Raw genomic sequence first — 21,076 nt, forward strand, 5'->3', positions numbered from 1 at the left:
AGAGGTTTTGTTCCTTCTTCCTGTGGCGCGTCGGAGCGGAGGAGACCGCGAGGGCGGCTTTTGGCTGAGGGAGAAGTATCGGTCGAAAACAGTATTTTTGTGGCCAAAGCACCTATATTTCTTAGGGTTATGAGAAAGAACCGTTTCGGCCGATTGCAGCTTGCCGTCGTGGCAACTGTCATTATAGGCTTGTGGATGCTCTCGGCATGTGCCAATATGGGTACGCCGGAGGGGGGGCCTTATGATGTGACGCCCCCGCGTTTGCTCAAGGCTACGCCGGCAATGGGTAGCACGAAGCAAACAGGCAATAAGATCTCCCTCCTATTCGATGAAGCTATCCAGATATTGAAACAAAACGAGACGGTGATCGTCTCGCCACCACAGATCAAACAGCCGAAAATATCCGTCTATGGCCGCATGCTGACTATCGAGCTGCGCGACAATCTTCGCGACAGTACCACCTATACGATCGACTTTACCAACGGTTTGGCCGACAACAACGAAGGGAATATCCTGGAAAACTTCTGCTATGCTTTTTCCACCGGCGATGTACTTGATTCGATGCAGATCGGCGGCCGGGTGATCGATGCCCTGACGTTGGAGCCGGTGGCAGGTGTCTTGGTCGGCATTCACGATTCGGAAGCGGATACGGCTTTCACGAAGACTTCTTTCCTGCGTACTACACTGACGGGAGAGGACGGCTCCTTCACGTTGAAAAATCTTCACGACGGCCGCTACAAAGTCTTTGCCCTTCAGGACGCCGATCGCGACTACGCCTATAGCCAGTTGTCCGAAGGCGTTGCTTTTTCTCCGGATTGGTACCGTACCGAGGTGGCAGATGATGCCTTGCCTTCGGATACACTCTTGGCCAATGCCGATACTCTTATGCCGGTGGATTCGGCAATGGCGGAAAAAGCGAAAACATCCACTCTCCAGGAAACACCGGCCGAATCGGCGGCAGCGAATACATCGCTTCGGCAACAGCCTGTCCGGTATCGCCCCGACAACGTTCTGCTCCGATTCTACACCTCCGACTTCCGGCGGGAATATCTATCCAAGAAAAGTCGTCCCGATTCCGTACAAGTGTCTCTACTATTCAACACAAGACCTGATACCATTCCGGCACTGCACCTGCTGGGAGAGCAAAAGGGAAAAAACTGGTATTCGGCTATCAGAAAAGGTGAGAAAGAGATCGTCTACTGGCTGACGGATAAAGAGATCTATAGCCGAGACACTTTGGCCTTTTCGGTCACTTACCCCAAAAGCGACTCGCTCAACATTCCACGGCCACAGACGGACACCTTGCGGATGGCCAAGCCGAAAGTATCCATACAGCGCCGTCCGAAAGGCGAAGCAGCAGCCTCTGCTCCTCTTATGAATATATCCATCAAGAATAGTAGCAGCATAGCATCGGGTACTCCGGGCGATACCATCAGTATCATAGCATCCCAACCGTTGGCTCTCGTGGATACGGCAGGCATTTCCGTAGCACGGCAAGCGGATAGCTTGTGGCGCGATGTCCCGTTCAAGCTCCGTCCCGATTCGCTCAATCCGCTGAAGTTCTTCGTCGATGCCGGCTGGCAGATGGGGCAGAGCTACCGCATACGGATCGACTCGGCCGTCTGGCGAAGCGTGTACGACCGGTGGAACGCCCCCGTGGAGCAGGTGTTTTCGTTCCTTCCGGAGGAGGATCTCAGCAGCCTGTTACTGAAGTTGTCGGGAGAGGCTGACAGTACTGCCGTAGTGGAACTGCTGAATAAGGGTGGAGAGCCCGTAGCGACAAAGAAAGCAGAACGGGGAGAAGTCCTCTTCCCGTACCTCAAGCCCGATGTCTACTATGCACGCCTGTTTCTCGATGAGAATGGCAACGGTCGCTGGGATGCCGGCAATTACCCAACAAAGCAGCCCGAATGGGTGTTCTACTACCGCCAATCGTTTACCCTCAGGAAGAACTGGCAGCAGGCCGAAGACTGGGTAGTCACTCGTGAGCAGTATGCCGATCAGAAACCGGAAGCTATCCGAAAGGTAAAGCTCGCAGAGAAGCAAAAGCGCGACCTCAACAGGGAATACGAGGAGCGAATGGCTCGCAGATCGAAGAAAAAGAGTAAGAAGTAACAAAGCATCATATCCTCCTGCACAATCATCGACCGATGTAGAGGAGAAGAATCACCACATAATGAAACAAAGATTTTCGACTATCGGCATACCGCTCATATTCGTTGTGGGAGTATTGCTGTCGGGTTGTTACGGATTCGATCCGATCAAGGATAAACAAAACAAGCTGAAGGAAGAACTCAATAACGGAGGCAACGAGACTTCGCCGACTCCTCCGGAGGGACAGTCGGTATTCGATGTCCGTTTTTCCTTCGAGAAGTGGTCGGACACAACACCTGCCCTGCCGTTGGGAGAGGGGGGATTTTCCTCCTCTTTTTGGGCTTCTGCCAGCAATGAGGGATTTAAGGCTATGCCCAATCCCACACTGCCGTACCCGGTCACACTCGCTGACGAAGGTTATCAGGGTCGTTGCGTGCGGATGCTTACCCGACCCGGGATCAAGGTATACGGCATGGGTAGTTATCTGGTGGCGGCATCGCTTTTTTCCGGTAAGGTCGATGTATCGAAACTGATCTCTGCCCCATTGGAAGCCACTTACTTCGGACACAGAGTACGCCAGCGTCCGATTCGGCTGCGAGGTTACTATCGATACAAGGCCGGAAGCAAATATATCGATGGCAGCATAGGGCCGGATGCCGTGCTGGAAGGCAAAGACCAATGCACGATCGCCGGCGTATTCTATGAAGTAACTGAAGATACGCCCTACTTGAATGGCAAGAACCTCTATACTGCACCGTCCATCGTATCTATTGCCAAAGAGATAGCAAATGATACGGATGGGTGGCAGCCGTTCGATCTCACGTTCCGATCCGTTGGCAATAAAGTCGTGGACTTGGCCAACAAGCAGTATCGCTTGGCTCTGGTCTTTTCGTCTTCATCGCGTGGAGACGAGTATATCGGCTCCGTGGATAGCGAACTGCTTGTCGATGAAGTAACCCTTACGCTGACTACTTTACCCGAATAAACGTTATGAACCGGCGATATTTTCTTTTGAATGCTTGCTTTTGGAGCCTCTGCTTCATCCTGTCGGCTCAGGAGTCGAACGCTTCTGTCCGGCCGTCGCTTTGGGAGTTTTCCGGCAGAGTGGGTATGCATGTGGGAGCATCCACACCGGTACCCGTACCCCAAGCCATGGAGCACGTCTACGTGTGGTATCCGAGACTGAATCCGATGGTGCAACTGAGTGCTTCGCGTCGTTTGCTTGCCGGCAGTCCGTGGGCTGTGAACGTGGGTATAGCCGTAGAGAAAAAAGGCATGGAAGCTACCACACGAGTGAAAGATATGAAAGTAGCTATCGTGTCGGACTCGCCTTATGCCGGCAACCCTGATGAAGAATATCCGGGACTATTCACCGGCGACAACAATACGGAGATACGGCTGGGCTACCTGACGATACCCGTACAGGCGGAATACAATATGCTCAAGGACAGGCTGAAGCTGCGCGGAGGTCTCTATACGTCCCTGCTGCTGGAGAGTTCCTTCCGTGTGATCATCGACGGTACGATGGTCTATGACGATCCCAAGCTGGGAACAGCGCAGATGGATCTGCGCGAACTGAACTTCTCGGACAAGATAAAGGGAGCGGATTTCGGTGTCATAATAGGAGCCGACTATTATTTCGCGCGACAGATAGGTGCGTTTGCCGATGTCACATTCGGCCTGATCCCTCTGACGGGTACACACTTCAAGGCTATTCCTTACCGGATGTATAATGTCTTCGCACGCATCGGATTTTCCTACAGACTCAATTACTGAGCCCCCACACACGGATCGCCTGTCCGGTCTTCGTTGGCTCTTTCAAAAACTATCACTCTTTCAACAACCTCGAAGCATAGTACAATACAAATACAATGGAATCGATAACCCAAATATATCGCATCGGCTACGGTCCGAGCAGTAGCCACACGATCGGCCCGCGTCGGGCTGCTGAGATGTTTCTCGATCGGAATCCCCGGGCGGCCTCTTTCCGTGTTACGCTATACGGCAGCCTTGCTGCCACGGGCAAAGGACACCTCACGGATGCAGCTATCCTTGCCGTCTTGGAAGCAAAGGCTCCGACCGAAATCGTTTGGAAACCGGAGATCTTCCAAAATTTTCACCCCAACGGCATGCTCTTCGAGAGCTTTGACAAAGAGGGCAAGCAGCTCGACGACTGGCTCATCTATAGCATCGGCGGCGGAGTCTTGGCCAACGAACACTTCAACGAACAGCGAGGTCGCGAGGTATATCCGCTCAGCAAGATGGCAGATATTCTCGACGAACTGAACAGGCGCGGCCTAAGCTATTGGGAGTATGTGGAAGAAAACGAAGATCCCGATATATGGGACTATTTGGCTGAGGTCTGGTCGGTAATGCGGAGCGCCATTCAGGAGGGGCTCGATGCCGAGGGGGTGCTGCCGGGTGGACTGGGCGTTCGCCGGAAGGCAGCCAGCTATCTGATTCGTGCGCAGGGGTATTCGCCGGGTGTACGAAGCCGAGGCAATGTATATGCCTATGCTTTGGCCGTGAGCGAACAGAATGCATCGGGCGGCAAGATCGTAACGGCTCCGACATGTGGGTCATGCGGCGTTGTACCGGCGGTACTCCACCACCTCCAACAGACTCGTGAGTTCAGCGATAAGCGCATATTGCGTGCACTGGCTACGGCCGGCCTTTTTGCTAATGTGGTGCGCACCAATGCTTCTATTTCGGGTGCCGAAGTCGGCTGTCAGGGCGAAGTGGGAGTGGCTTGTGCCATGGGAGCGGCAGCCAGCAGCCAGCTATTCGGGGGTACCCTGTCCCAAATCGAATATGCTGCAGAGATGGCTTTGGAGCATCACCTCGGACTGACCTGCGACCCTGTATGCGGATTGGTGCAGGTACCTTGTATCGAACGAAATGCCTTTGCGGCAGCACGAGCTTTGGATGCCAATACCTATGCCAATTTCAGCGATGGCAGACACCGCATTTCGTTCGATCAGGTCGTGGAAGTGATGCGTCAGACGGGCAAGGATTTGCCGAGTCTATATAAGGAAACCTCTCAGGGTGGATTGGCCATAGTACACTGCTGATGAAAAGGTGCGCTTTCTCTCTGTTCGGAAGACCGACAGGCTTTCTTCTGATTCTCCTTCTCGCATTTCCTGCTCTCTATGCACTGAGTCCGACAGAGGGTAGTCCGCGTATTCTTTTGCCCGGACGATCTATTTGGCCCATGGATCGGGAATGGACCTTCAAGATACCTTATCTGGGATCACGCCCCACGCATTGGGCTATCAAGCGTTTGCCCGAAGGATTCACATTCGATTCCCACGAAGGAATTATTCGCGGTAGGGCTTCTTCTCGCATCGTATTCGAATTTGAAATATCGGCAGCCAACGAATCGGGTGCCGACAGTTGCATTTGGCAAGTGGAAGTGAGTCGGTATAATGGATTGGCTCCCGTTATGGGTTGGAGTACACGTTGGCTGAAGGAGAAAGAAATAAACGAGCAGACTATTTTGGATGTGGCCGATGCGATGCAAAGTAAAGGACTGGTTGCAGCCGGATATAACCATATCATCATAGAAAGCCACTGGCAAACGTCCGTACGTGACAGCGACGGGAGAATTAAGGCGGATCCTTTACGTTTCCCCAATGGGATCAAACATTTGGCCGATGAACTGCATCGTCGCGGTATGCGGCTCGGCCTTTCCTCCAATGCATCTCCTCTTAACGTTCATGGCTTGAGTGGTAGTTTTGAGAAAGAGGCGATAGATGCCGCCACATTCTCCGAGTGGGGTGTGGATTTTATCAAATACGACTACTGCTGTTCACCGCCTATATCCATCGTTGCGCAGCAACGGTATGGTGCCATGGGGCGCGCACTTGCGGCAACGGGACGTCCTCCGTTCTTCTCCGTATGCGAATGGGGTGAATTGATGCCCTGGTCTTGGGGCGTAACGGTGCGTGCCGGCAGTTGGCGTACCTCTTTCGACATTCAAGACAAGTGGAAAGCTGGTCGATATTCTAAACGCGACAATGGTATTTGGGATGCAGCAATGATCAATTTGCGCTACGCTCAGCATGCCAATCGTGGCCGCGCGATCTCCGATCCGGATCTGCTATTGATAGGAAGCCCCTCCAACGGTTGTACAGCGGAAGAATACCATGCACAAATGCAAATGTGGGCGATGATGCGCGCTCCGCTGGTCTTTGCTGCCGATCCGCGCTCCGTATCGGCGGAGGCGGTAGCACTGCTGACGCATCCCGATCTGATTGCAGTTGATCAGGATGCTTCTTTCCGTAATATCGTGGAGGAACGTCGTGCTGACGGTACACATTTGTGGACACGTCAGCTGACGAAAGGAACGGCCGTCTTGGTTGTGAATACAGGAGAAAGCCCGACGACAACGAGCATCGTTTCACGCCCCGACTCATCATCTGCGTGGGACGTATCGCGAGCTGCTTATGTGTCGCCGAGCGACTTGGAACGAATCGTCCTGTCGCCGCACGCAGCCCGACTGTTTATTTTCGAATAACAGCTCTGCGCCGGTTTTTTACTTCCGACGCTTGCGCTGTTTGGAGTCGAACTTGTCGTAGAAACGTCCTTCCGTCGGTTTCTCTTTGCGACCTTTGTTTTTACGTGAAGTGGAATTTTCACTACGTCGCCCGTCGAAATCTTTGCGACGAGCGGAAAAGTTCTTATCTCCACCTTTTTTCCCCCCGGCATAGTCTTTCTTGGCATCCGCATACTCTACATGGATGCGGCGACCATCCACTTCGTACCGATTGAGGGTTTCTACTACATTCTTGGCTTCGAACTCGTCTACATCGAAGAAAGCGAATCGGGGCATCAGGTCGATCCGTCCGATATTGACACGCCCCGGGATACAACGGTTGATCAGCTCGATCAGTCGGTTGGGAAACATTTGATCCATCTTGCCAAAATTGATGAACAGACGGGTCATTCCTTCTTCTGCTTCGCCGGCTCCTCGTCTTCGGTTTTTACGATCTCTCGAAGCCTCGTCTTTTTTCCTCTCGACCACTTCTTCCACGTCCTCGGCACGTTGGTAATAGTCGAGCATGCGATTGAACTCCAATGCCATTACCCGACGAATCAATTCGTCTTTTTCAATCCATTCGAGCTTCTTGTTCACTTCGTTCAAGACAGAGTCGATAGCCGTTGTGTTCTCTATATCCACACGTTCTATACGGTCGGCCAGATTGAACAGTTGCTTTTCGCATATCTCTGCTCCGGAAGGGATGCGTGCACGTTCGATCTGCTTCTGCATCGTGCGCTCTATATTCTTGATTTTGCCTTTCTCCTTGACATGGCAGATGGCGATCGAAAGACCTGTTTTCCCTGCACGAGCTGTACGACCGCTTCGGTGGGTGTAGCTCTCTACATCATCGGGAAGACCGAAGTGAATCACATGGGTCAGATCGTTCACATCCAATCCGCGGGCAGCCACATCGGTGGCAACGAGCAGTTGAAGGTTGCGGACGCGAAACTTCTGCATCACATAGTCGCGCTGAGCCTGACTGAGATCGCCATGAAGAGAATCTGCGTTATAGCCGTCCTGAATCAGTTGATCGGCAATCTCCTGCGTTTCCTTACGGGTGCGACAGAAAACAATACCATAGATATTGGGATAATAGTCGGCAATTCGCTTTAGTGCAAGATATTTATGGCGTGCCGAGACCATGTAGTATAGATGCTTGATATTGGCATTGCCCTCATTCTTATTGCCGATGACAATTTCCTTGGGGTCTTTCATGTACGAAGCGGCGATCTTGGAGATCTCTTTGGGCATCGTAGCCGAAAACAATAGCAGATGGCGTTCGGATGGAATATCTGCGAGGATTTGCTCCAGATCTTCTGCAAAGCCCATATTGAGCATTTCATCCGCTTCATCCAATACTACCGTATGAATGTCCGACAGGCTGACGGCCTCACGGCGCATCAGGTCGAGGAGACGGCCGGGCGTTGCCACGACGATTTGCACACCACGGCGCAAGGCTCTGATCTGCGCATCTATAGGTGTACCTCCGTAAACGGGCAGGATGTGCACATCGGACAAATACTTGGAATAGCTGTTCAAGTCGTCTGCTATCTGTAGACACAGTTCGCGAGTCGGGCAGAGTACCAAAGCCTGCGGTCGTCCTCCCGACAAATCTATTTTCTGGAGCAGCGGAAGGCCGAAAGCGGCAGTCTTGCCTGTGCCGGTCTGTGCCAAAGCGATCAGGTCGATGTCCTCTCCGAGGAGATAAGGTATTACTTCTTCCTGCACAGGCATGGGCTGTTCGAAGCCCAATTCGGCAATTGCTTTCAAAAACGGTTTGGCAATGCCTAATTCTTCAAATGTTTTCATTCTGTTTTGAGTGAGATGTTAGTATGGCCGACGGCCGGCATTGCACACCAACAACTCTCTCTGTGCATAACCTTCCGAGGGACCTTTCCGTCCTAATAATTCCGAAAAAGGAAAGAAATGGATTGAATAATGTGTGTCCGATAGTCTATCGCCCACATATTTCGCGACTTCTGTCGCCAAGATAACCGCCGTGATGGCGACGTGCATAATCCTCGAAGCCGAAGCCGATCTCCTGCATCGTACCTACGACCAGAACATCGCCGATCACTGTCATCACCGTCGTACTGGTAGTCGGAGTCATTCCCAAAGGACATACTTCGGCCGGATTGCCGGTGGCCAGGCAGACATCCACCTCCGCCGCAAGCTGGCTCTCGGGGTTGCCTGTAATGAGGATGAATTTCGTATCGGGAACCAAGCGTTTGGTCAGCTCTACCAACTCCAGTACTTCGCGCGTTCGCCCCGAATTGCTGATCAGAAGCATAATATCACCGCTACGCACCAAACCCAAATCGCCATGCTGGGCTTCGCTCGGGTGAAGGAAGTATGCGGGAGTACCGGTGGAACTGAAAGTCGTGGCTATGTTGGCAGCAATCTGTCCGGCCTTGCCCATACCCGAAGTTATCAGCCGACCGTTAGAGCCATGCACTTGACGAACAATGAGGCCGATAGCCGCCTTATAGTCGTTGTCTGCAGGGATGGTACGGATGGCTTCAGCTTCATGTGCCAGTATTTCGGAGATGGTTCGATTGTGTATTTCTGCCTTCATGCTCAATAAATTGCGCTGCAAAAGTATTTATTTAATTTTGCATATTATGCTTTTATGGCTCTTTCTTTGCACTAAATCTTATTCGATTTAGAATTGGAAGGGTGGCTAAGCAAAATGCAATTAAGCTAAAACATTGAGAAAAGCCCTGAAAGCATGATAGCCGGAAGGGCACTATGTAACGGATATTCCGAATTTATAAATGGATTATCAACTATACACGCTGCCGAGCGGTTTGCATGTGGTATATAAACCGCATGCGGGCGAAGTTACATACGCCGGCTTTGCCATAGGCGTCGGCACACGCCACGAAAGCTCGCGGCATCATGGATTGGCTCATCTGACGGAACACATGCTCTTTAAGGGCACCAGCCTGCGCAATAGCCTTCAGATCATTCGTCGCATGGAAGAGGTCGGTGCCGAGCTTAATGCTTTCACCGAGAAAGAATCCACCTATGTGTACTGCATCTTTCCGAAAGCGCACTTCAACCGTGCCACCAATCTCCTTTTCGATATTGTACAGCATAGCCGATTCCCGGAAGAAGAATTGACCAAAGAGAAAACCGTTGTTATCGACGAAATCAATTCTTATCGAGACAATCCCTCGGAACTTATATTCGACGAATTCGAGAATATCCTTTTCCGTCATCATCCTCTCGGACATAACATTCTCGGCACAGAGGCTTCTGTATCACGCATCACGGGACAAATAGGTCGTAACTTCCTCCGTCGCCATTACCGGCCGGACAATATGATCTTCTTCCTGGCCGGAGAAGCAGACTTGTCCGATTGGCCCCTTAATCCGGCCGAGAAGGTCTCCATCCGTAATACCGATGGAACTCCTCTCCATACCCTCAGGGAAGGCTTTCTGCCGCGTACCATCAGACGGCACAAGGATACCTACCAGCATCACATCCTCATGGGCGGTCCGGCCTATTCGCTCCACGACGACAGACGCATTCCGCTAAGTCTGCTTAATAATATCCTCGGAGGGCCGGGTATGAACTCCCGGCTCAATCTCTCACTGCGTGAAGAGCATGGCTATGTCTATAACGTAGAGAGCAATTACACGCCTTATTCCGATACGGGAATCTTCAATATCTACCTCGGCTGCGCTCCCCGATATGCGGAAGCAGCCATGGAGCTTGTCAGAAAAGAGTTGCGCTATTTGATCCAACACCCTCTTTCTCCGATAGAACTGGAATCTGCCAAACGACAGTTCAAAGGGCAGCTCATCGTGTCGGCTGACAATAAGGAGTCCACATTCCTTTCATTGGGCAAGAGTATGCTCCTCTATGGCAAATACGATCCCCTTTCGGATATTTTCCATCGTATCGATGCCATTACCTCCGATCGGCTCCGTGAGATTGCGGCCGAAGTGCTGAATCCTGACAGCATGCTTACACTGATTTATTGCTGATCGGGCTTGATCATCCCATTGCATACTTGGGCTTATCTGTCAAAAGTACTCCTGATTCCTATTTCAATCCCTTTTGTTCAGAGAGTTGCATGCACTATACTATAAATGAGCATAAGCCCCCTTCTCCTCTTTCCTGAGTGAAATACCTTGATGCAAACTCATCTTAACGAGCCCTTTGCAAAAAGAGAAGGTTATCAAGAAGTATCTTTTCGGTATCGTTTTTGCTCACCTATAGAGCGTGTCGCACAAGTCATGGAGGAGAGAGGTATTCATATCTATAACGACACTGAAAAATCAGTCAATTGACAATGAAATCTCCCGGAAAATGTCGTGCGACAGTCTCATCTATCGGTTTAACAGCTCGCACGGAACCTCCCACTCCCCGAACCTGCCATCCGACAGAGAGCAGATAGCATCTTCCATCAATAGACCATAGTATCCTCTTATATGAGACCATAGTATCCTCTCGTATGAGACCATAGTATCCTCTCGTATGAGACCATAGTATCCTCTCATATGAGACCATAGTATCCTCTCATAGGAGACCATAGTATCCTCTCATATGAGACCATAGTATCTTCTCATATGAGACCATAGTATCCTCTCATAGGAGACCATAGTATCCTCTCGTGTGAGACCATTCTTTGTATCTCAGGGAAAGATCAATGAGCAGGTGTATGGCTGCCAAGTAAACTGAGATTTCCCCAACTTTTCTTCAGGTATATACTTGGGGTTCGCAGAGATCCACATGAAGTTCTCTTTTCTTCTTCAAATCAATGCTTGTATCGATGGTGAAAAATGAAGCTTTCTGCTGACAGAATTAGTTTTTATACCACCGGCTTCTTGTCAGTAAGTCTCTTCTCTATTCTACTTAAAAGCGTATTGTTTTCGTGGTCTATGCAGGGTAGGATGTGGGGGGCTATTGACGGACTCAATATGTGTATAAATGCTTTCTGTTGCAGTAGTGGCCGTTAATGTCTACTTTTGTTTCACAACTAAAAGGAACACAATTAAAAACGTAGAAGATTATGAAAAAGATTCTTGAAGTAACGGGTTTGAAAGAGCAGCAAGTTGCTCCCGTAGTGAAAGGTTTGTCCGGTTTGTTGGCCGACCTCCAAGTGTATTACTCCAACCTTCGCGGGTTCCACTGGAATATCCGTGGCGCAGAGTTCTTCGTTCTGCATGAGCAGTACGAGAAGATGTACGATGACCTCGCAGGGAAAATCGACGAGGTAGCTGAGCGTATCCTCCAACTTGGTGGCAAGCCTGAGAACCGCTTCAGCGAGTACCTGAAAGTAGCAGAAGTGAAGGAAGAGCACGAACTCGTTTGCGCTGCAAGTACGCTGAAGAATGTGACCGATACGCTGCAGATCATCATGGCGAAGGAGCGTGCCATCGCAGAAGTTGCCGGTGAGGCAGGCGATGAGGTAACGGTGGATTTGATGATCGGTTTCCTCTCCGGGCAAGAGAAGCTCGTTTGGATGCTGTCTGCCTACGCTACCAAGTAAAAACTTCTTACAGAGGATGGGGCAAGATTAAAGCACCAAACCCAAAAGAGAAAAGCGATGTTCGGAAGAGCATCGCTTTTTTTATTGCTGTATTTCCTGGCTGAATGCGAATCGATACTGCGACGGTTTTATTCGAGGACTTCTTTGTAGCCTTGTGCAATGAGAGAGTCGGCTTCGCGAATGTGGCGACGGTTCTTACGTACCTGACGGTAGTAGATGGCGCAGGTAGTCAGGAAGTAGAGGATCGTGTGTAGCCAAAGAGCCATGTACTCGCTATTGACCTCTCGCAGATTGGCCCCCATGGACTTGATTTTGATGTATCCATTGATGCCGAATGTGGATGGGAAGAGATGAGAGACAATGCGCCAACCCTCCGGTATGGATGCCCCGGGCCACGACACTCCGGAGATAAAAAGGAGCGGTACAGAAGTAAAGACGAAGATCATCATACAGCTTTCCCGATGACGTACCACGACAGAAAGCGACATGGCGAAGAAGATACAAGCCAGCAGATAGGGCAGGGCAAAGAGAATCAGATCCATGGCTTCTGCCAGCTGGATAAAGCCGAACATGCGTGGTACGATGACCAGCGTGTAGCATAGTACCGGCACGTAGATGGTCAGATAGGCCAGCCCCTTGCCAAAGACGATACGGAGTGCGCCGGAGTAGTGGCTGATATCGGTAGGTACGAGGTCGTGAAACTTATTCCTCTCACGTGCCGTACCGGCCGAGAGTCCTATGCCGAGCAGGAGTGTCTGCTGTATGATCAGAATGAGTACGGCAGGTAGCAGGAAGGAAGCGAAACCGACGGTCGGGTTATACAGTGCCACGTCTTCATAGTCGATGGGGTAAGAGATGATCTCTCCCTGACGCTCGGTAGCTCCTACGCTGCGCGCTATCTTGATCTCTTTGTTCATCTCCAGCGAAACCAGTGTATTGGCAATGAGCAGGCTTTTGTAGTAGAGCAATCCGCTCATATCGCAGTAGAGAGAGATATGGGCCTTCCTGCCGGTATTGAGATGTTCGGAGAAATCCTCCGGAACGTAGATGATGCCATAGGCATTGCGTCTGCGGATTTGCTCCTTGGCCTCTTCCATATCGGTGCAGTGTCCTACGATGCTTACTTCGGGTGTGGCATCTACCCTTCGCAGGTATTCGCGGCTCAGTGTCGAGTTCGATCTGTCCACCACCATGGCCGGCACATCGCGTACCACTTCATGGCTGTATATATAGCTGTAGAGGAGTGGGTACAGGAGGGGCACTATGATGAAAAAGATGACCATACCCATGTCTCTGAACGTCTTGCACAGCTCGTACCTCCATATGGCAAAGAGGTCTGAGAACATCGTCAGGAAGAATGCCGTAGAAAAGCGTCGAGGCTGTTTCGGTGTAGTATCGGACATGTCAAGAGACGTATTTGTAGGTTAGGAGTATGTGCTTGAGCCGGCGAAGGAGCAGTAGCGGCAGCAATGCGAAGATGACGAAAGCGAGGATATTGGTCCAAGCATATTTCAGGGAAAATCCATCAAGGGCACTTGTCACATAAGAGAGATAGTAGTGCCTCAACGGAAATAGCGCGCTGGCGGACTGCATGACAGTCGGCATACCGAGAGCGGGAAACGAGGCTCCGCATATGGAGAAAGAGATAATGCCCCATAGGGAAGCAAAGCTAAGTCCCAACCTCATCGTCGGGAGGGTGACGAACATCAGTACGCCAAAACCCTGACAAGCGAGGATGAAGAGATACATGACCATCAGCATCGGCAAGAATCCGCCATTGATCGGGTAGGAGAGGAAGCCATACAGATATACGTCTATAAAGGTGCCGATGAGCATGAATGCCACGGTTTGGGGTAGCAGCTTGCCCAAAAGGGCGATGGACATACTGCCGCCGGCCGTCTCCATCCATTCTCGAGCTGTCGATCTCTTGATCTCCATGGCTATGCTACACACTGTGACCATGAAGATGAGCAGACCCAGTACGCCGGGTATCATGATATTGCTCAGGTAGATGGAGTAGTTGAGCCACGGATTGCCTATGGGGTGCGTGTCGATAACGATCGGCTGTAGCCAGTCCATAGCCTGGCTTTCGGTGGCTCCTCGGGCATAAAGTTGCGAACGAGCGGCTGCACCGGCTACCAGTTCGCTGATCATCTTGTTGTCCCTGAAGAGGAGCGAGCCACCCACCATATAGGCATAGTTGGTATAGAAGGAGAGCTTGGGCTGCTTCTGTGCGTAGGCATCCCGTGTCATTCCCTCGGGTATATAGTAGTAACCGTATATCTCGCCTCGCTGTACTGCCAGCCGAGCCTCACGCACGTTTTCGAACTGCTTGACGATTTGGGTTTGCTCCATCGAATTGAGGTGGCGTGCTATGGTGCGCGACGTCTGTGTACGATCGAGATCCACAATACCCGCAGGCAGGTTCTGCGGCAACCCCATATCCATGATGGAGGGGAAGAAGAGACAGCAAAAGACAGGAGCTATCACCATGCAGAAGAGGAAGAGGACGCGACTCGTCAGTTGTCGTACCTCTCTGCGCATGGTGGCTATAAGGGCTGTCCCGTGCATGGCCTTACTGCTCATCGTTACTTGCGTATGATCACGGACATACCCGGGCGTAGCTTTTGTGCCTTGTCTTTATCCACAAGGGTGGCCTTTACCTCGAAGGTCTTCAGGTCGTACTGTCCTGTTGTCTTGGTCGCTTTCCAAGCAGCATAGGTGCCCATGTTCTTGATGAATGTAATCTTGAAGCGTACTTTTTCTTCATTCAGAGCCGGCACCACAGTCTCCAGAACGGCTCCCATGTTCATGCTGCTGAGGAAATCCTCACGAACGGCAAAGCTGGCCCACATATCGCCCATCTCGGCGATATTCATGATAGGTGCGCCGGTACCTACGAGTTCGCCGGCTTTGGGGAATATCTCCGACACTTCGCCTGCCCGTGGGGCGATGAGGTAGGTTTCGTTGATGTACGACTCCACCTCGGCGACGGCTCCTCTCGCTCTATCGACGAGGGCAGAAGCTGCCAGCTTGTCTTCGCGTTCGGCACCGTTGCGAGCCATATTGTACTGGGCTTCGGCCGCTTTTTGCGTAGCGATGGCCGCATCGCGCTGGGCAGTGGCTTCGTCCAACTTCTGAGCCGGTACCACTCCTTGATCATAGAGGTTCTGCACGCGCTGGTGTGTCTTGGTCGCTATGGCTACGCCGGCCTGAGCTTTCTGCCACATCTCATAGGCTGCCTGTATCTGTTCGCTGCGTGCTCCTTTGAGAGCCTTGGCGTTCTGAGCCTGTGCAGCTGCTTCGGCAGCCTTTGCCTGCTCCATCTTGGCCGCTACGTCGGGGGCTTCGATGACGGCGAGGGTATCGCCGGCCTGCACCTGCTGTCCCTCGGATACCCTAAGTTCCTTGATGCGCCCGGGCACTTTGCTGGACACTCGGTATTCGGTCGCTTCTATCTGTCCTTGGATAATCTCCTCGGCCGGTCTGAGCATGAAAAAACCAACGATCGTCACCACTGCGATGACTCCCAGCAAGAGGAGAAACGCCGGGAATACGATATTACGTTGTTTGTTGTCCGTCATAATGATAATATGTTTGATCAGATGAATAACGAAATAAGGAAAACGGTATCATTCCGAAACGACTTCTTCCGGGGAGAGGTGTCCCGAAGCCTTGCGCAGCATCAGTTCGGTCAGTTTCACGTCGATCTGTGCATCGATCTTTGCAGACCGGGCCGACAACCATGCCGTCTGAGCTTCCAGTACGTTTGAGGCCGTTATTACGCCTTCGCGGAAACCTACATTGGCATAGCGCAGGTTCTCTTCGGCTTTCTCCATGTTCTTCGTGGCCATGACAAGTCGTTTGTCTGCCTCCCGTACTTTCAGGACGCTTTGGGAAAGCTGCAGCTCGATGCTTTCGCGCGCTTTGGCAAGCTGTTGGGCTGCGATGCGTGCCTCGGCTTTGGCCGCTCTTACCTTATGCGTGCCCTGCCCCCAGTGCCAGATAGGAACTTTGAGCATCACACCCACATTCCACATACCTCCGAATTTATTCTCGAAGCCATTGAAAGAGGACGGATTAGTCACTAAATAGTTGGCAACGAAGGCGAGCGATGGCAGATATTCCGATCGTGTAAGCCGTATCTTCTGTTTGGAGATTTGCTCTAACAGGGCGAGACTCTTGAGTTCGGGACGGTTGTCGAGGGTGTATTGCAGGTCGGTCTCTGCCGGAACGATGGCCGTCGGCAACTCCTCTTGCCCTTCGTCTGCGAGGGTGATCTTCTCGTCGAGGGGCAGTCCTATCGTTTGGCACAGAAGCATGCGCGAGAGGCTAAGCCCATCCTCTACCTTAGCGAGCGTCATCTCCGCTTCGTTCACCTTTACCGATACGTTGAGACCGTCGGCACGGGTAGCCAATCCCTCCTTGATGAGCTTCTGGACATCGTTGTCGAGCTTCGTCAGCAACTCCAGATAGCTCTCGGCAAGGCGGTGCTTATTGGCCAAAGAAACCACTTGCCAATAGGCCTGGTCGGTAGCGAGGATCACATCCTGCTGTCCGGTCTTGTGCTGCCAGTGTGCTATCTCTTCGGCATAGCGCGTGATGCGGTTGTAGGCATATATCTTGCCGCCTACATACAGCGGTTGGGTCAGGGTCAGCACACCGGCATAGACATTGCGGGTATCGGTGCGCACGGCATCGACGAGGTGTGTACCGAAGGCGTTAAGCCCCTGACTCGTTTGGGCAGCTATCTGCGGCATCATGGATCCGATAAGGGGAGCCAAATCGGGATGCTGGGCAAGGATGGACTGAATAGCCGTCGTGATGTAGGGATTCTGCCCTATGGCTGTGACAAGGTCGGTGCCGAGGTTCTGGAGCTTGTGCTTCTGCTCGTCGCTCAATAGCGATACTTCCTTCTGGTTGTGCAGGTAAGTACCGGTGGCCGAGAGCTCGGGCAGGTAGCTGGTGAAAGCGGCTTTGCGAGTATTGGTGGCCGCATTTATCTTTTCGCGGCTTATGGCCAAATCTCTGTTGTGCTCGAGTGCAAGGCGCCGGCATTCGTTCACGCTCAGTACTCTCTGTCCGTATACCGGCCACAAGGCGCATGCCAAAACGCCTGCGATAATCAATCGTTTCATACCTGAGTCTTATTTGTCTCTATCGCAAAAAAGGGGTTTCGATCGGATCGTTCCTACCGTGCCCCCATCTATTCTTCTACGAACTTCGTCCCAAAGGTAAGGAAATGCGGCTGATAAATAAAAATCAATAGTAAAAATGATTTTACAAGGGATTTTATACCAAGTATTTTCGAGTTAGAAAATTAGCCGAGTAGGATTTCTAAGTGGTTGTCGGTCGATTCCCGACAAGATGGGAATCAAAAATCATAAGGATGTATCCTTCCCCGGAGGGCATAGCAGTAGGATGCGAATGTACGCGATTCATTCGGCTTCGGCTTTTTGATTACATTTGCACACCGACAAAGTCTTTCGTGTGAATGGAATCTGTATTGACGAATCAACAAACAATATGCAAATGTACTCCGACTTTATCCTAATGCACAAACAGTCGATGGTAGAGCCCTTTCTGCCATTTGCTTATTCGATATTCATGGATTTTGAACCGATCGGACAGCCTATTCCTATTATGAAGTAAAGAGAGATTAGGCTTTTCGACTCCCCACCAAATAGATAAGGCACGCACTCGATTCATCTGCGAATCGAGTGCGTGCCTCCTTTATGTAAGCTTGTGAATCGGCCTTTTGAGCCGGCCGAACTATATATAAATCAGATACGATTTATATACAAATTGAAAACGATTTATATATAAAACAAAAATGATCTGTATATAAATCGAAATTCATTTATATACAGATCGTTTCCGTACTTCTTTAAGTTTGATTTCCTTCCTTTTTTAGTTTGAATCCTGCTTCCTTTTAGATGCTTATTTGGAATGATTCCAAGCTCGTCTTCGTTGTTGAAAACTTTTTTGGCTTGAGTTTTTAGCCTGTCACAGCGTTTGGGCTATCGGAAGCGGTATTAGTTTTTACTACCGTATCAGTATCCGCGGAGGATTCGTTTGATGTCGTTCAGCTTATTGAGAGCCTCCAAGGGGGTGAGGTTGTCGATGTTCAGATCGAGGATCTCCTCTCTGATTTGGGACAAGACGGGATCATCGAGCTGGAAGAAGCTAAGCTGATAACCGTCGATGCTCCTGCCTTTTTCGTCCCGAGGAAGTGTGGGCGACGCATTTTTCACCTTTTCGGAAGGGCCTCGTTTGGTGTCTTTGGTTTTTGGCTCCTCTCCCTCTATTCTCTCCCTTTCTTGTTCGAGACGATGCAGGATGTCCGTGGCTCGCTGTACGATATGGTGTGGCATACCGCCGAGACGGGCTACTTGAATACCGAAGCTGTGTGCACTGCCGCCCGGCTCCAATTTGCGAAGGAAGAGCATCTTGCCGTCCACTTCGCGAGCCGATACATTGAAGTTGTGTACCCGATCGAGTTGCCCTTCCAGCTCGTTCAGTTCGTGATAATGTGTGGCGAAGAGAGTCCGGGGGTGTGCCTTGGGATTGTCATGGATGTACTCCACGATAGACCAGGCTATGGAGATACCGTCATAGGTGCTGGTACCCCGTCCTAATTCGTCGAACAGTACCAGACTGCGTGGCGTGAGATTGTTCAGGATATTGGAGGCCTCTTGCATTTCGACCATGAAAGTGGATTCGCCCATGGAGATGTTGTCCGAAGCTCCCACCCGCGTGAAAATGCTGTCCACCATGCCGATACGTGCACTTTCGGCCGGAACGAAAGAGCCTATCTGTGCCATCAGAGAGATAAGGGCCGTCTGCCTGAGCAGGGCGGACTTGCCGCTCATATTGGGGCCGGTGACGATGATGACTTGCTGGCGGTCTGTGTCCAAATAAATATCGTTGGCGATATAAGGTTCATCGGCCGGTAGCTGCTGTTCGATGACGGGGTGGCGGCCCGCTTTGATGTCGATGGTAAAGCTCTCGTCCACTACAGGGCAGATAAATCTGTAGCGGCGTGCCGACTCGGCAAAGGAGAGGAGACAATCCAGAGAAGCCACCGCTTGACTGTCCTGTTGGAGAGGTGCCACGTATCGCTGCAGTTCGGCTACAAGCAAGGCGTATAGCTGTCCTTCGAGGGCTGCTATTTTCTCTTCGGCTCCGAGTATTTTTGCTTCGTACTCTTTCAGCTCTTCCGTAATATACCGTTCGGCACTGACGAGTGTTTGCTTGCGGATCCACTCGGCCGGTACCTTGTCCTTGTGCGTGTTGCGGACTTCGATATAGTAGCCGAACACATTGTTATAAGCTACTTTGAGACTGGGTATTCCCGTTCGCTCTATCTCCTGCTGCTGTAGCTTGATCAGATAGTCTTTGCCGCTGTATGCCAGTGCACGCAGTTCGTCGAGCGTGGCATCGACGCCATGTGCGATGACGGGGCCGCGACCGAGAGCGGCCGGAGCATCGGGCATCACCTCACGCAATATCTTGTCGCGTAGTTCCTTGCACAGCTCCAACTTTCCCCCCAGTGTGCGCAGATTCTCTTCATCTGCTTGGGTACATACTTCCTTGATCGGTTCGAGTGCCTGCAGGGCAATGCGTAGTTGTACCATTTCTCGCGGAGAAATGCGTCCCATGGCGCCTTTCGTCACCAAACGTTCCAAGTCGCCTATCTCTGTCAGATGTTCGGCAATGATGGCTCGCTCTTCAGGATGTCGGAAGAAAAACTCCACCACTCGCTGTCGGGCTTGTATGCGTGCAGGGTCTTTGAGTGGGAATACGATCCACTGTCGCATACGCCTTGCTCCCATAGGCGTTATCGTATGGTCGATGATGTCGAGCAGACTCTTGCCTCCCTCGTTCATCGGGCTAAGCAATTCAAGGCTTCGGACGGTGAACTTATCCAAGCGTACATACCGGTTTTCATCCAGTCGGCTCAGCGATGTGATGTGTTGTAGCTGATGGTGCTGTGTCAGATCGAGATAGTTCAGTACGGCTCCGGCTGCCGTTACAGCCATCGAAAGCTCTTCCAGCCCGAAACCTTTGAGGCTTTTCAGGTCAAAGTGCTTGAGTACGCGGAGTCGATTGTTCTCCGAGGAGAAAGCCCAGTCTTCCATATCGAAGATAAATCCGCTCCAGTGGAAGAGGTCGTTGAAGCGAGACCGCTCCGACCGTTCCACGAGGATTTCCTTCGGGCGGTAGTTGGTCAGGAGTTTTTCCACATAGTCGGCATTGCCTTGTCCGGCCATAAATTCGCCGGTGGATATGTCCAGAAGAGAAATACCGAAGACCTCTTTGTCGCAGGAGACGGCTGCAAGGAAATTGTTCTCCTTATGAGAGAGTACATTGTCGTTGGTTGATACGCCGGGAGTGACCAGTTCGGTAATACCGCGTTTGACCAGCGTTTTGGTCTTTTTCGGATCTTCCAGTTGGTCGCATATGGCCACGCGCTTGCCGGCTCGTACCAATTTGGGCAGATAGGTATCCAACGCATGATGAGGAAAGCCGGCCAATTCGACAAACTGGGCAGCTCCGTTGGCACGCCGTGTCAGCGTTATCCCCAGGATCTCGGAAGCCACGATGGCATCCTCCGAAAATGTTTCGTAGAAATCTCCCACCCTGAAGAGCAGGATAGCATCAGGGTGTTTTTGCTTGATCTGAAAGTATTGGCGCATCAAAGGCGTTTCTACCACAGGCTTTGCCATCGTGAAAAAAGTTGATTGGATAAGAAAAAAGGCAAGCGAAGTGCATTGTCCCCCGAGAGTCTGACGGGGCTATGTCAAAATTCATTCTTGGCACAGCCCCCTTTTAGGTACGTAAGAATGCCTAAAGTACAAGGTGCTGAGGCTGATTAAAGTATGTGACTGAAGCCGAATGTCGCAAGCAACCCGGCAATTTGCGCATTATGACACACCGCC

At 51.4% G+C, this 21,076-nt stretch carries 14 protein-coding genes; 7 read left to right on the forward strand and 7 right to left on the reverse strand.

Features of this window, described 5'->3' with window-relative positions; all coding sequences use genetic code 11:
- Positions 1-129 precede the first annotated feature (129 nt).
- From PGN_RS09600 to PGN_RS09620, 5 genes are all read left to right on the forward strand, one after another.
- A complete protein-coding gene (locus tag PGN_RS09600; protein WP_012458697.1) occupies positions 130-2,115 on the forward strand; it encodes an Ig-like domain-containing protein in 1,986 nt (661 codons plus the stop codon).
- Between the two features lie 61 nt (positions 2,116-2,176).
- Positions 2,177-3,079, forward strand: coding sequence for a PCMD domain-containing protein (locus PGN_RS09605; protein ID WP_012458698.1), 903 nt, complete (start codon positions 2,177-2,179; stop codon positions 3,077-3,079).
- Between the two features lie 5 nt (positions 3,080-3,084).
- Complete coding sequence (locus PGN_RS09610; protein WP_012458699.1) at positions 3,085-3,870, forward strand: porin family protein; 786 nt, start codon at positions 3,085-3,087, stop codon at positions 3,868-3,870.
- Between the two features lie 95 nt (positions 3,871-3,965).
- Positions 3,966-5,165 (forward strand): L-serine ammonia-lyase, encoded by a 1,200-nt coding sequence (locus tag PGN_RS09615; protein WP_012458700.1) that lies wholly within the window; start codon positions 3,966-3,968, stop codon positions 5,163-5,165.
- Positions 5,165-6,610, forward strand: a complete 1,446-nt coding sequence (locus tag PGN_RS09620) for a glycoside hydrolase family 27 protein (RefSeq protein ID WP_012458701.1) — start codon at positions 5,165-5,167, stop codon at positions 6,608-6,610. The genes PGN_RS09615 and PGN_RS09620 overlap by 1 nt, the downstream gene beginning before the upstream one ends.
- A gap of 18 nt (positions 6,611-6,628) precedes the next feature.
- Here PGN_RS09620 and PGN_RS09625 read toward each other — a convergent pair whose 3' ends face one another.
- Positions 6,629-8,443: a DEAD/DEAH box helicase gene (locus PGN_RS09625; protein WP_012458702.1), complete on the reverse strand. Its 1,815-nt coding sequence runs from the start codon at positions 8,441-8,443 to the stop codon at positions 6,629-6,631.
- 145 nt (positions 8,444-8,588) lie between these two features.
- Entirely contained in the window at positions 8,589-9,209 is a 621-nt protein-coding gene (locus PGN_RS09630; RefSeq protein WP_080504434.1) for an SIS domain-containing protein, read from the reverse strand.
- A 199-nt stretch (positions 9,210-9,408) separates the two neighbouring features.
- Between PGN_RS09630 and PGN_RS09635 the strand changes: the two genes are divergently transcribed.
- Together PGN_RS09635 and PGN_RS09640 are read left to right on the forward strand one after the other, a co-directional pair.
- Entirely contained in the window at positions 9,409-10,626 is a 1,218-nt protein-coding gene (locus tag PGN_RS09635; RefSeq protein ID WP_012458704.1) for a M16 family metallopeptidase, read from the forward strand.
- Between the two features lie 1,028 nt (positions 10,627-11,654).
- The gene (locus tag PGN_RS09640; RefSeq protein WP_012458706.1) at positions 11,655-12,134 is read left to right on the forward strand and encodes a Dps family protein; all 480 of its coding nucleotides are present in this window, start codon (positions 11,655-11,657) and stop codon (positions 12,132-12,134) included.
- Positions 12,135-12,262: 128 nt separating this feature from the next.
- On the opposite strand, the gene PGN_RS09645 is transcribed toward PGN_RS09640, so the two are convergent.
- From PGN_RS09645 to mutS, 5 genes are all read right to left on the reverse strand, one after another.
- Positions 12,263-13,480, reverse strand: a complete 1,218-nt coding sequence (locus tag PGN_RS09645; protein WP_021663636.1) for an ABC transporter permease — start codon at positions 13,478-13,480, stop codon at positions 12,263-12,265.
- Positions 13,481-13,538: 58 nt separating this feature from the next.
- On the reverse strand, positions 13,539-14,720 hold the full coding sequence (locus PGN_RS09650; RefSeq protein ID WP_012458708.1) for an ABC transporter permease: 1,182 nt from the start codon (positions 14,718-14,720) through the stop codon (positions 13,539-13,541).
- A gap of 2 nt (positions 14,721-14,722) precedes the next feature.
- A complete protein-coding gene (locus PGN_RS09655; RefSeq protein WP_012458709.1) occupies positions 14,723-15,718 on the reverse strand; it encodes an HlyD family secretion protein in 996 nt (331 codons plus the stop codon).
- A 48-nt stretch (positions 15,719-15,766) separates the two neighbouring features.
- A complete protein-coding gene (locus PGN_RS09660; RefSeq protein ID WP_012458710.1) occupies positions 15,767-17,272 on the reverse strand; it encodes a TolC family protein in 1,506 nt (501 codons plus the stop codon).
- Between the two features lie 915 nt (positions 17,273-18,187).
- Positions 18,188-20,863 (reverse strand): DNA mismatch repair protein MutS, encoded by a 2,676-nt coding sequence (mutS, locus tag PGN_RS09665; protein ID WP_043876342.1) that lies wholly within the window; start codon positions 20,861-20,863, stop codon positions 18,188-18,190.
- Positions 20,864-21,076 lie beyond the last annotated feature (213 nt).

It is taken from the genome of Porphyromonas gingivalis ATCC 33277, assembly GCF_000010505.1.
In the GTDB taxonomy this organism is placed as follows: Bacteria; Bacteroidota; Bacteroidia; order Bacteroidales; family Porphyromonadaceae; genus Porphyromonas; species Porphyromonas gingivalis.

Bases quoted from the DNA above. Each gene is read 5' to 3' on its own strand.
- PGN_RS09605 (WP_012458698.1), top strand. From the start codon at position 2,177: ATGAAACAAAGATTTTCGACTATCGGCATACCGCTCATATTCGTTGTG.
- PGN_RS09660 (WP_012458710.1), bottom strand. From the start codon at position 17,272: ATGAAACGATTGATTATCGCAGGCGTTTTGGCATGCGCCTTGTGGCCG.
- PGN_RS09610 (WP_012458699.1), top strand. From the start codon at position 3,085: ATGAACCGGCGATATTTTCTTTTGAATGCTTGCTTTTGGAGCCTCTGC.
- PGN_RS09620 (WP_012458701.1), top strand. From the start codon at position 5,165: ATGAAAAGGTGCGCTTTCTCTCTGTTCGGAAGACCGACAGGCTTTCTT.
- PGN_RS09615 (WP_012458700.1), top strand. From the start codon at position 3,966: ATGGAATCGATAACCCAAATATATCGCATCGGCTACGGTCCGAGCAGT.
- PGN_RS09640 (WP_012458706.1), top strand. From the start codon at position 11,655: ATGAAAAAGATTCTTGAAGTAACGGGTTTGAAAGAGCAGCAAGTTGCT.
- PGN_RS09645 (WP_021663636.1), bottom strand. From the start codon at position 13,480: ATGTTCTCAGACCTCTTTGCCATATGGAGGTACGAGCTGTGCAAGACG.
- PGN_RS09600 (WP_012458697.1), top strand. From the start codon at position 130: ATGAGAAAGAACCGTTTCGGCCGATTGCAGCTTGCCGTCGTGGCAACT.
- PGN_RS09635 (WP_012458704.1), top strand. From the start codon at position 9,409: ATGGATTATCAACTATACACGCTGCCGAGCGGTTTGCATGTGGTATAT.
- PGN_RS09650 (WP_012458708.1), bottom strand. From the start codon at position 14,720: ATGAGCAGTAAGGCCATGCACGGGACAGCCCTTATAGCCACCATGCGC.
- mutS (WP_043876342.1), bottom strand. From the start codon at position 20,863: ATGGCAAAGCCTGTGGTAGAAACGCCTTTGATGCGCCAATACTTTCAG.
- PGN_RS09625 (WP_012458702.1), bottom strand. From the start codon at position 8,443: ATGAAAACATTTGAAGAATTAGGCATTGCCAAACCGTTTTTGAAAGCA.
- PGN_RS09655 (WP_012458709.1), bottom strand. From the start codon at position 15,718: ATGACGGACAACAAACAACGTAATATCGTATTCCCGGCGTTTCTCCTC.
- PGN_RS09630 (WP_080504434.1), bottom strand. From the start codon at position 9,209: ATGAAGGCAGAAATACACAATCGAACCATCTCCGAAATACTGGCACAT.